The organism is Streptomyces sp. NPDC002156 (assembly GCF_053593675.1).
This window is the reverse complement of sequence record NZ_JBSFDA010000130.1, coordinates 19,006-29,301: the sequence shown is the minus strand read 5'-3', so window position 1 is coordinate 29,301 and position 10,296 is coordinate 19,006. Positions and strand designations below refer to the sequence as shown.

Sequence of the window (10,296 nt, the reverse complement as noted above, 5' to 3'; positions counted from 1 at the left end):
GGTCTGGGGGCGCAGCCCCCAGGAACGGGATGGGACGGGTAGGGGCGGCGGGGGCGAAAAAATTCTGGCCGTACCTGTCACAGCTCCCGACCGACCGGTGTCTTGAGACCGAACCCCACCCCAGGGGCCCCGGCCAAACGGAGGAGACACCATGAGCGAGAACATTGATGTGGTCGTGATCGGCGGCGGCTACGCGGGCGTCATGGCCGCCAACAGGCTCACCCAGCGCACCGACATCACCGTCACCCTGATCAACCCCCGCCCCACCTTCGTCGACCGCATCCGCCTCCACCAACTCGTCGGCGGCACCGGCGAGGCGGTCGTCGACTACCGGAAGGTCCTCGCCGAGAGGGTTCGCCTGGTGGTGGACAGCGCGGCACGGATCGACGCGGCCGGGCGCGTGGTGACGCTCGTGAGCGGCGGGACGGTCGGATACGACCACCTCGTCTACGCGGTCGGCAGCGGCAGCGCCGCCCCGAGCGTGCCCGGTGCCGCCGAGTTCGCCTACCCGATCGCCGGCCTGGAGGAGGCGCAGCGGCTGCGGCCGGTCCTCGACGCCGAGGCCGTCACGGCACCGGTGACCGTCGTCGGCGGCGGGCCGACCGGTATCGAGACCGCCGCCGAGCTGGCGGAGCAGGGCCGCGCCGTGACTCTCGTCTGCGGCGGCCCGCTCGGCCCGTCCCTGCACCCGCGAGGACGGCGCTCGGTGGCCAAGCGGCTCACCGCCCTCGGGGTGACCGTGCTCGACGGCCCCGACACGAAGGTCACGGCGGTGACCCGTGACGCCGTACGGCTCGCCGGTGGCCGCGAGCTGCCGAGCGCGGTGACGATCTGGACCGCCGGTTTCGGCGTGCCGGACCTCGCCGCCCGCAGCGGACTGCGCACCGACGCCCTGGGCCGCCTGCTCACGGACGAGACGCTGACGAGCGTGGACGACACCCGCATCGTCGCGGCCGGGGACTCGGCGGCCCCCTCGGACCTGCCGTTCCGGATGAGCTGCCAGGCCGCGGTCCAGCTGGGCCCGCAGGCCGCCGAGACGGTGCTGAGCCGGATCGCGGGAGAGCAGCCGGCGTCCGTCGAGGTGGGTTTCGTCGGCACCTGCATCAGCCTGGGGCGCCGCGCCGGCATCTTCCAGCTCATGACCAAGGACGACACCGCGAGGAAGTACTACGTCGGCGGCCGGTCGGGCGCCAAGGTCAAGGAACTCATCTGCAAGGGCATCCCCTGGCAGCTGTCGTACGAGGCCCGCAAGCCCGGCGCGCGCACCTGGTGGACCAAGGATGCCAAGCGCCGCGAACTGCTCCAGAGCGAACTCGGCCAGAAGCGGACCACCGCCGAGCGGGCAGCCTGAGCGGGAGCCGGAGCCCGGCGTGTCACATTCGGAGCGCCGGGCAACGTCTCCCTGTCGAGGAACGGCTGTCAACTGTCGACGAAGACGAAGAGGACCATGTCGTGGACGTACGCCCGAGCACCGATGAGACCGACCCGGCGACCGAGACGTTCGTCGCCCACCGCAACCTGCTCTTCACCGTCGCCTACGAGATGCTCGGCTCGGCGGCCGACGCGGAGGACGTCCTCCAGGAGACCTGGCTGCGCTGGGTCAAGGTCGACCTCGCCCAGGTCCGCGACCAGCGCGCCTACCTGGTCCGGATCACCACCCGCCAGGCCCTCAACCGGCTGCGCACCATGAACCGCCGCAAGGAGGCCTACGTGGGCCAGTGGCTGCCCGAACCGCTGCTGACCGCGCCGGACGTCGCCGAGGACGTCGAACTCGCCGAGAGCATCTCCATGGCCCTGATGCTCGTCCTCGAAACCCTCTCCCCGACCGAACGCGCCGTCTTCGTCCTGCGTGAGGTCTTCGACACCGGCTACGACGAGATCGCCGCCGCCGTCGACAAGACCCCCGCGACCGTCCGCCAGATCGCCCACCGCGCCCGCCGCCACGTCGACGCCCGGCGCCCCCGCCAGACGGTCTCGCCCGACGAGAGCCGGGCCGTCCTGGCATCGTTCCAGCGCGTACTGGAGACCGGGGACCCGCAGACGCTCCTCGACGTACTCGCCCCGGACGTCGTCATGGTCAACGACGGCGGCGGCATCAAACAGGCCGCGCTACGCCCGATCACCGGCGCCGAGAAGGTCGCCCGCTTCCTGGTCGGCGCGCTCGGCAAGAACACGAGCCCGGTCACCATCGCCCCGACCGTCGTCAACGGCAGCACGGCACTCGCCGTACACCTGGACGGCGAACTCGACGGGATCATGGCGATGCACATCGAGAACGCGCACGTCACCGGCCTCTACTACGTCCGCAACCCCGAGAAACTGACCCACGCCGAGACGGAGACCCCGCTCACCTTGCGATGAACACCTATGTCCGTGAACGCCGTTGGATCACGGCGGGCCGTCGGCGGGGGCGTCAGTCGCCGGCCGTGGCCTGCCGTACGTGCCGGGCGATGAAGGCGTAGATCTCCCGGGCCTTCTCGTCGTCGTTGAGGTCGTAGCCGTGGTCGACCCCCGCCACGTCATGGTGCTCGACCAGCGAGCCCACCTGCCGCAGGCGCTCGGCGTAGCGGACGTTCTCCGCGTGGAGGCGGTCGTGCGCGGCCGTGACGATCAGGGCCGGGGCGATGCCCTTGAGGTCCGCGGTCTCCTTCGGGTGGGCGGGGGAGACCAGCCGGTCGGCGCGCTCGCGCGGGTCCGGGACGTACGCGCTGTCGAACACCTCGCCCATCCACGGGCGCAGCACCGGCTTGGCGATCGCCGCCCGCTTGTCCTTCGCGGGCGTCGCGAGGTCGAGCGGCGCGTAGTGCAGGACCTGGAGCGTGATCGAGGGACCGCCCTCCTCAAGGGCCTGGCGCGCCACGGCCGCCGCGAGACCGCCGCCCGCGCTCTGCCCGCCGACGGTGAGCCGGGTGCCGTCCCAGCCGTGCTCGGCGCCGTGCTCGGCGATCCAGCGGACCACCTCGTACGACTGCCGGGGCGGGGCCGGGAACGGATGCTGCGGAGCGACGACGTAGTCGACGTTGACGACCACCACGCCCGCCAGCGCGGCGACGGCACGGCAGAAGGCGTCGTCCGTCTCCGTGACGGCCATGACGAAGCCGCCGCCGTGGAAGTTGACGTGGACCGGCGGGGCCGGGTCCTCGGTCACGGGCCGGTAGACCGTGACCCGGGCGGGGGCGACCGACGAAGGGACCGTCAACTCGCTGGTGTCGCGCGGGAATTCGGGAAGGCGGGCGTGGGCCGCGGCGGCGGAGCCCCGCCCGCTGGTCCGTCGGTCCGCCAGCATGACGAGACGTTGCATCGTCTTGGCGATGAGGGAGGCCACCGCAGGCCGGGCCAGGAGGGACATGCGGTTCCGATCGGTCGGGCTATTGCCAGGAATCCTGTCGATCGACAGGCTGACATTAAACACGACCGTTCGGTACAGCGGAAGCCGCCCGGTCGACCGGGAACTCGCCCGGGCGTCGTCCGCCGGACAGCGCCTACGCCTTGTACGCGATCCCCCCGTACACATCCGTCGGCTCCGGCGAGGTGCCGGGCTCCGGGCGCCACAGCGGGCAGGAGACGATGCCCGGCTCCAGCAGCTCCAGACCCTCGTAGAGCGCGGCGAGCTTGTCGGGGCTGCGCAGGACGTAGGGCACGGCACCCGTGTCGTCGTACCCGTCCTGGGCTCGCTTGAGTTCCTCGTCGGTGTCCGTGCTGTCGTAGTGCACGAAATAGCTGCCCGGAGGCAGGGCGGCCTGGAGTCGGTGTGCGATCGACTTGGCCTCCTCCCAGTCCTGGATGTGGCCGAGGATGCCCATCAGCATCAGCGCCACCGGCTTGTCGAAGTCCAGGAACCTGCCCGCCGCCTCGATGATCTTCTCGGGCTCGCGCAGATCCGAGTCCACGTAGTCCGTGGTGCCCTCGGGGGTGCTGGTGAGCAGGGCCTGGGCGTGCCGCAGGACGAGCGGGTCGTTGTCGACGTAGACGATGCGCGACTCGGGGGCCACCTTCTGGGCCACCTGGTGCGTGTTGTCGTACGTCGGCAGGCCGGTGCCGATGTCGAGGAACTGGCGGATACCGCACTCGCGGGCCACGAAGGTGACCGCGCGGATCAGGTACACGCGGGAAGCCCGGGCCATCGTCTCGATGTTGGGGGCGATCTCGCGGTACTCGTCGCCCGCCTGGCGGTCGACCTCGTAGTTGTCCTTGCCGCCCATCCAGTAGTTCCAGATGCGGGCGGAGTGCGGCACCGTGGTGTCGATCTTGGACAGTGCTTCCTGGTCGGGGGTGGGCCGGCCGTCTGTCATCGGGGTCTCCTGATTCGCCTCACGCGGACTTCGCTAACCTACCGTCAACTGCCGTGCCTGTTGCCGGAGTTGGGACTGGCGGGACGCGGGTGCACGGATGCGGCGACCCGGTTCGGCGGGCAGCTCGGCGGCGTCGATCGTCACGACGGGAACGTGCTGGGCGAGCGTGCGGAAGACCCGGGCGTACGCGAGGGTCGCGGCCACGGTCTCCGAATCGTCGTCGCCGTGCTGCCCGCCGACGAGATGGAGCATGGCGCCGTCGCGTTCCGCGACCGCTTCGGCGTGGTCGAGCGCCTGGATCCAGGTCACCCGGGAACGTCCGTGCCGCAGCGGCCCGTACACGAGTTCCCTGATGATGCCGCCGTCGATGACGAGCCGGCCGGGCGCGGACAGCAGTTCGCGGTACGGCAGCGTCGGGTCGAGGTGGTGCAGACCGCCCGGCGGCCGCCGTAACACGAAACCGGCGCGGGCCAGTTCGGCGAACACCGGGGTCCGGCGGATGCCCTCGTGGCCCTCGACGACCAGGGTGCGGTACCGGGCGACGGCTTCCGCGGTGGTCTGCGGAAGGTTCATCGCGGGGTCGTCCCGGCCCGTCGGGGAGCGGCCCGGCAGGGGAGGCCGGCACGTCCGGGCGGCATGACTCGACCCGGGACGCGAGGCGGCGTACGCATGCCGCTCCCTTCGGTCTTCGCAGTGATGCGTGAGGTGGTGCGTCAACTCCCTCAGTGTGTACGGGACCTCCGCACGGCGGGAGTGCTCGTGCGGGTTGTCCGGTTGTGCGGGTGTGGTGGTGCGCCGTACGCCGGCGGAGTGCGCCGGTGGGTCAGGCGGTCAGGCGATGAGGAAGTCGGCCTGGCCGGACTTGGCGCCCTCCAGGAACGACACCATCTCGTCCCGGGAGTAGACCAGCGCGGGCCCGTCCGGGTCCTTGGACTGCCGGAACGCGACACTGCCGTCGGGCAGTCGCTTGGCCTCGACGCAGCTTCCGCCGTTGGTGCCGCTCCAGGGCTTGTGCCAGCCCTCGGAGCCGAGTTCGGACGCGGGCATCCCGCTGTGGATGGGGCCGTTGGTTGCCATGGTTCACAACTCCTTACGCAGTGCTGCCAGGGTCTCCCTGGTCCGAGCGACCGGCTCCGCCTGAACGGACATCCGGTCCAGTACCTCCAGGTACGTCACGACGTCGGCGGGCTGGTCGAAGTACTGCGCGCCGGCGAGGCTCTCCGTGTAGACGACGTCGGGCAGTTCGGAGAAGCCGAAGCGGAAGTAGTGGAAGGGACCGAAGGCCCCCGGGTGCGGGCCCACGGCGAAGCGCATGATCTGGATACGGACCTTCGGGTACGCCAACACCTCGATGAGGTGGTCGATCTGAGCCCGCATCACCTCGGCCCCGCCCACGGGCCGGCGCAGCACGGTCTCGTCCAGTACGGCCCAGACGGCGGGCGCCTCGGGCTTGTCGAGCAGATCCTGGCGCCTCAGCCGCAGGTCGACCCGGCGCCGGATGTCCTCGGGACTCTCGTTGGGAAAGCCGATGCGCAGCAGCGCGGCGGCATAGTCGTGGGTCTGCAACAGGCCGGGGACGTAGTGGGGTTCGTAGAGCCGGATGACGGTGGCTTCGCTCTCCAGGCTCACGTAGGCGCTGAACCAGTCCGGCAGCACATCGCGGTACGTGTACCACCAGCCGGGCTTGTTGGCCTCCCTGGCCAGCTTGAGGAAGTCGTCGACCTCCTTGGCCAGGACCCCGTAGGTGCGCAGCAGCTCCTTCACGTAGGGGATGCGGAGGCCGACCTCGGCCTTCTCCATCCGGCGGACCGTCAACGGCGTGACCTCGATCGCCCGTGCGGCGTCCTCGAACGACACACCCGCCTGCTCCCGCAGATGCCTCAGACGCTTTCCGAGGACCATCCGAAGGACCGTGGGGGCACTTCCGCCTGAGCGGTTCTCGCTCACGTGGGACCTCCGGGGACCGCCGTCACAGCGGGCAGTGTGCCACGTCTTCGGTTGACACCGACAGGCCTTTGCGCTTCATTCTGAAATTATCAGAACGAAGGTTGCGAGCTGTGCCTGTCGGTCACCATAGTGATCGAGTGACCTGGCGCACACCGTGCGTCGGCGTCACCGGACATCGAATCTCGTCCGCCCGCCGGGAAGTTGACGACCCGGCAGTTCCGGACAGGGACGAAGCCCCACACCGACGTGATGCGAGACTGCGAGACCTGGATGGCCGCCGTGACGAACGGACAACCGAGAAGCCCGGGCAAGGGCGCGGGCGGAGCCAACAAGACACTGGCGACCGCGCTCAAGGACGCCGGCTGCTCGTACTCCTCACTCGCGCACCGCGTCAACGAACTGGGCCGCCGGCAGGGCGTGGACACCAACTACGACAAGGCGTCGGTCACCCGCTGGCTCCAGGGCCAGCAGCCCCGGGGCGGCACACCCGAGTTGATCGCCGCGGTGCTGAGCGAGCGGCTGGCCCGCCCGCTCTCCCCGGCGGACCTCGGCTTCGTGCCCGACCAGCAACGCCCCGTCGTGGGCAGGGCACTTGTGTACGGCGACGACGTGGCGGAAACCCTGCACACCCTGGCGGAACTCGGCTCCACCGACATCTCCCGGCGCACCCTCCTCGGCACGGTCCCGTTCGTCGCGGGAGCCCTGACGAACCCTCAACGGGAGTGGCTGCTCTGGCTGCTGGAGAACGAGGGGACGGCTGACGGGGACGCCGTGCGCCTCGCGTCGGTGGCCGTCGCGCCTCCCGGCGCCGCCGGTCCCGTGGAACAGGTCCACGCGATGATCGGCATGTTCGACGAGATGGACAACCACTACGGGGGCGGCGGGGTCCGCACCAGCATCGTGCACTACCTGTCCACCGAGATCATCCCCATGCTCCAACAGCGCGGTCTCGCCCCGGGCCGGCTCCGCGAGCTGTTCGCCGCCGCGGCCCGCCTCGCGGCGATGGCGGGCTGGAGTTCGTACGACGCGGGGGAGTACGGGCTCGCCCAGCGCTACATGACCCAGGGGCTGCGGCTCTGCGCCGAGGGGCGAGACCGGGTGCTCGGCGGGCAGATCCTGGCCGGCCTTTCCCACCTGGCGACCAGCCTCGGCCGCCCCGACGAGGGCGTGTGCCTGGCGCGGGCGGGTCTCGCCACGGCAAGGGATTCGGGCAGCCCGCTAGGCCTGATGCGCCTGTACGCCATGTCCGCCAGGGGACACGCGGCGCTCGGCCGCGCCCGCGAGACCTCCGACGCCCTGCACGCGGCCGAGCAGCAACTGGCCGCGAGCCGGGGCAGCGCCCAGGAGTCACCCTGGGTGCGCTTCCTGGACCACCACTACCTGGAGGCGGAGTCGGCTGTCTGCTTCCGGGACCTGGGCTGGGCGGCCCAGGCGGAGAACACCGCGAAGCAGTCGGTAATCGCCCACGCCGACCGCCGCCGACGCCAGGCCATCAGCCGCTCGGTACTGGCCACGGCCCACCTCCAACAACACCGCCTCGACGAGGCGTTGAGCACGGCCACAGATGCACTCGACGCCCTGAGCGGCGTCCACAGCGAACGCTCGATCCAGGCCCTACGCGACTTCCGAGGCCGCCTGGCCCCACACCGGGGAGAGCCGATGGTGCAGGAGTTCGACCGCAGATCGCGGGCTGTGCTGGGCGCGGTGGCATAACGGAGCCCTTGCGATGGACACGGACACTGGGGCCACCGGTCATCGGCACCGGGTGCCTGCCGACTCCGGATGCGGACGCGCCCTTAAGGGGCGCGGGGAACTGCGCGACCAGCCCCCACCGGCCCAAGCCGAAAGAACCACCTCAATACCCTTCCGGCGTAGGCGAGTTCTGCGCCCGATCCACGGGCACGTTCGCCCCCGAGATCCCCCTCGACGCGTCGGACAGCAAAAACGCGACCACCTCCGCGACCTCCTCCGGCGTGACCGGCTCGCCGCCGGGCAGCTCGGTGGCCGTGAACGCCGCGTACGCCTCAGGTTCCTCCACGCGCATCCGGTCCCAGCGGCGACCGGGGATCAGCATCGAGCCCGGGGAGACCGCGTTCACGCGGATGCGGTCGGGGCCGAGTTCGCGGGCCAGGGTGGTCGCCAGATGGATCTGGGCGGCCTTGGCCACGCCGTACTGCGCGTACGGTCCCGGTTTCCAGCCGGAGATCGACGCGACCACGACGACCGAGCCGCCCCCTGCCGCTCGCAGCCCCGGCAGCGCGGCCCGGACGAGCCGGGCCGTGTGGCCGGCGTTCAGCTCCCAGGTCGCCGTCCAGTCCTGTGCGACCGATCGTTCGAGTCGCCCGCCCCGGGAGCCCCCGACACACGCGACGACGCCGTCCAACGCTCCGCCGAAACGTTTCGTCGCAGCACTGGCGAAGTCCTCCAGCCGATCGGGCTCCACCACGTCCAGCACCTCGGTGAGCAGTCGGCCGCGTGACTCCTCGTCCAGGGAGGACCTAAGTGACGCCAGCCCGGACTCCCCCCGCGCACACGTCGCCACCAGTGCGCCCTCCGCGAGCAGCAGCCGTACGATCCGCTCGCCGAGCCCCCGGGTGCCCCCGGTGACCAGCACCCTCTTGCCCCGTACCCCGGCCGGGCCGCCGGAGCGGTACCGCGAGCCGGTGGCCCGGCCTTCGTTCACGTACTCCATGAACGGGAACCTACCGCCCCCGCCACTACGCATATGCAACCGGACAACCCCCGCACTCCCTGTCCCGGTGGCCCCCCGGTGCTGTTGTCTTCGACAACAGCCACCGGCGCTCCGGCGCACCGGAAGGAGTCCTGATGACGGCACCCGCGGCATCCCCGCCTGGCTTACCCGGCCGTCGCCGCACCTCCGTGTGCCGGGCCGGGTGGCGGACGGTGGACGACACCGGACCGGACCGCATGGACGACGCAGGCGCAGATGTGTACGTGTACGTGAACTACATGGTGAGGCTTCCTTGATTTCCCTCAGCAGGCCCCGCCTGTTCCAGGTCGCGGTGCCCGCACACGCCTCGTGCGCGGCCTGGGTACGGCGCACGGTGGCCGCGCACCTCACCCTCTGGCAGCTCTCGCACCTGCTCGACGACGCCGTCCTCGCGACGGACGAGCTGTTCGCGAACGCCGTCCGGCACGGGGGCGCCGGCCCGGCCGACGCCATCGCCCTCGTACTCGAACACACCGAGCACGAACTGCGCGTCACCCTCTCGGACCCCTCGCCCCGGCTGCCCCGGCCACGTACCCCCGGCACCGCGGCCGAGTCGGGCCGGGGGCTGTCCATCGTCGCCGCGCTTGCGGACGACTGGGGCACGGCACCGCCGGATCCGGGCATGCCGGGCAAGAAGGTGTGGTTTTCGCTGGTCACAGGAGAGAAGACGTGAAGGTCGTCGGGGGCAGGAGAACAGAATGAGGAGCGCACCGCCGATGGAGACCGAGAACGCACAAGGCCCGGCGGCCGAACCGCCACCGGCAGCCCAGGCCGCGCTGGCCGCCGAACTGGTGCGCAGGGCCGAGGAGGACCAGCATCTGACCCGCCGGGCCCGCGAGAACCCCACCGCCCTCAACCGGCATTTCGTCACCCGGTGCCGCGCCGCCAACGCCGACGCCCTCAGGGCGGCCGTGGCCCGGCGCGGCTGGCCGGAGGCCGGTCAGGTCGGGGAGCCCGCCTCCACTGCGGCCCTGATGATCCTGCTGCACACCGCCGACCTCGGCTTCCAGCTCACCTGCCGCGATCTGATCGCCGAGGCCGTGGCGGACGGCGGCTGCCCAGCCGTGCACCACGCCTACATCGCCGACCACTGCGCGGTCGAGCTGGGCCTCCCGCAGTTCTACGGCACCCGTATCGACGCCGGCACGCTCTGCCCGTACCCGATCCGCTCCCCGGAGACGGTCGAAGAGCGCCGGCAGGACGTGGGCCTGGCCCCGCTGGCGGAGCACCTGCCCGCGCTGCGGAATGTCGTGAGCGGAATACCGGACAGCGGATGTCCGGAATTGGCGACACCCTGGACGTGACGCCGGTCCACGGGCCGGGTCG

The 10,296-nt window shown here is 71.1% G+C and carries 11 protein-coding genes; 5 read left to right on the top strand and 6 right to left on the bottom strand.

Annotated elements, in window-relative coordinates; translation table 11 throughout:
- Positions 1-151 precede the first annotated feature (151 nt).
- Together ACWCRB_RS36475 and ACWCRB_RS36470 are read left to right on the top strand one after the other, a co-directional pair.
- Entirely contained in the window at positions 152-1,351 is a 1,200-nt protein-coding gene (locus tag ACWCRB_RS36475; RefSeq protein WP_451000151.1) for an NAD(P)/FAD-dependent oxidoreductase, read from the top strand.
- Between the two features lie 101 nt (positions 1,352-1,452).
- Positions 1,453-2,361, top strand: a complete 909-nt coding sequence (locus ACWCRB_RS36470) for an RNA polymerase sigma-70 factor (protein ID WP_451000150.1) — start codon at positions 1,453-1,455, stop codon at positions 2,359-2,361.
- A 52-nt stretch (positions 2,362-2,413) separates the two neighbouring features.
- Here ACWCRB_RS36470 and ACWCRB_RS36465 read toward each other — a convergent pair whose 3' ends face one another.
- The 5 genes from ACWCRB_RS36465 to ACWCRB_RS36445 form a co-directional block, all read right to left on the bottom strand.
- The gene (locus ACWCRB_RS36465; RefSeq protein ID WP_451000149.1) at positions 2,414-3,349 is read right to left on the bottom strand and encodes an alpha/beta hydrolase fold domain-containing protein; all 936 of its coding nucleotides are present in this window, start codon (positions 3,347-3,349) and stop codon (positions 2,414-2,416) included.
- A 133-nt stretch (positions 3,350-3,482) separates the two neighbouring features.
- Positions 3,483-4,292: an SAM-dependent methyltransferase gene (locus tag ACWCRB_RS36460; protein WP_451000148.1), complete on the bottom strand. Its 810-nt coding sequence runs from the start codon at positions 4,290-4,292 to the stop codon at positions 3,483-3,485.
- 33 nt (positions 4,293-4,325) lie between these two features.
- On the bottom strand, positions 4,326-4,865 hold the full coding sequence (locus tag ACWCRB_RS36455; RefSeq protein ID WP_451000147.1) for a hypothetical protein: 540 nt from the start codon (positions 4,863-4,865) through the stop codon (positions 4,326-4,328).
- Positions 4,866-5,123: 258 nt separating this feature from the next.
- Positions 5,124-5,369: a DUF397 domain-containing protein gene (locus ACWCRB_RS36450; protein WP_389356625.1), complete on the bottom strand. Its 246-nt coding sequence runs from the start codon at positions 5,367-5,369 to the stop codon at positions 5,124-5,126.
- 3 nt (positions 5,370-5,372) lie between these two features.
- Positions 5,373-6,194 carry a helix-turn-helix domain-containing protein gene (locus tag ACWCRB_RS36445; protein WP_451000146.1) on the bottom strand — a complete coding sequence of 274 codons (822 nt, stop codon included), beginning with the start codon at positions 6,192-6,194 and terminating at the stop codon, positions 5,373-5,375.
- A 315-nt stretch (positions 6,195-6,509) separates the two neighbouring features.
- On the opposite strand from ACWCRB_RS36445, the gene ACWCRB_RS36440 reads away from it, so the two are divergent.
- A complete protein-coding gene (locus ACWCRB_RS36440) occupies positions 6,510-7,952 on the top strand; it encodes a hypothetical protein (RefSeq protein ID WP_451000152.1) in 1,443 nt (480 codons plus the stop codon).
- Positions 7,953-8,094: 142 nt separating this feature from the next.
- On the opposite strand, the gene ACWCRB_RS36435 is transcribed toward ACWCRB_RS36440, so the two are convergent.
- Positions 8,095-8,931 carry an SDR family NAD(P)-dependent oxidoreductase gene (locus ACWCRB_RS36435; RefSeq protein WP_451000145.1) on the bottom strand — a complete coding sequence of 279 codons (837 nt, stop codon included), beginning with the start codon at positions 8,929-8,931 and terminating at the stop codon, positions 8,095-8,097.
- A gap of 292 nt (positions 8,932-9,223) precedes the next feature.
- Here ACWCRB_RS36435 and ACWCRB_RS36430 point away from each other — a divergent pair, with 292 nt between their 5' ends.
- Both ACWCRB_RS36430 and ACWCRB_RS36425 read left to right on the top strand, forming a co-directional pair.
- Positions 9,224-9,643, top strand: a complete 420-nt coding sequence (locus ACWCRB_RS36430) for an ATP-binding protein (protein ID WP_451000144.1) — start codon at positions 9,224-9,226, stop codon at positions 9,641-9,643.
- 25 nt (positions 9,644-9,668) lie between these two features.
- Complete coding sequence (locus ACWCRB_RS36425) at positions 9,669-10,274, top strand: DUF6624 domain-containing protein (RefSeq protein ID WP_451000143.1); 606 nt, start codon at positions 9,669-9,671, stop codon at positions 10,272-10,274.
- Positions 10,275-10,296 lie beyond the last annotated feature (22 nt).

Excerpts from the sequence above, each read along its gene's own strand:
- ACWCRB_RS36475 (WP_451000151.1), top strand. The coding sequence starts at position 152 with ATGAGCGAGAACATTGATGTGGTCGTGATCGGCGGCGGCTACGCGGGC.
- ACWCRB_RS36465 (WP_451000149.1), bottom strand. The coding sequence starts at position 3,349 with ATGTCCCTCCTGGCCCGGCCTGCGGTGGCCTCCCTCATCGCCAAGACG.
- ACWCRB_RS36460 (WP_451000148.1), bottom strand. The coding sequence starts at position 4,292 with ATGACAGACGGCCGGCCCACCCCCGACCAGGAAGCACTGTCCAAGATC.
- ACWCRB_RS36455 (WP_451000147.1), bottom strand. The coding sequence starts at position 4,865 with ATGAACCTTCCGCAGACCACCGCGGAAGCCGTCGCCCGGTACCGCACC.
- ACWCRB_RS36450 (WP_389356625.1), bottom strand. The coding sequence starts at position 5,369 with ATGGCAACCAACGGCCCCATCCACAGCGGGATGCCCGCGTCCGAACTC.
- ACWCRB_RS36445 (WP_451000146.1), bottom strand. The coding sequence starts at position 6,194 with ATGGTCCTCGGAAAGCGTCTGAGGCATCTGCGGGAGCAGGCGGGTGTG.
- ACWCRB_RS36440 (WP_451000152.1), top strand. The coding sequence starts at position 6,510 with ATGGCCGCCGTGACGAACGGACAACCGAGAAGCCCGGGCAAGGGCGCG.
- ACWCRB_RS36435 (WP_451000145.1), bottom strand. The coding sequence starts at position 8,931 with ATGGAGTACGTGAACGAAGGCCGGGCCACCGGCTCGCGGTACCGCTCC.
- ACWCRB_RS36425 (WP_451000143.1), top strand. The coding sequence starts at position 9,669 with ATGAGGAGCGCACCGCCGATGGAGACCGAGAACGCACAAGGCCCGGCG.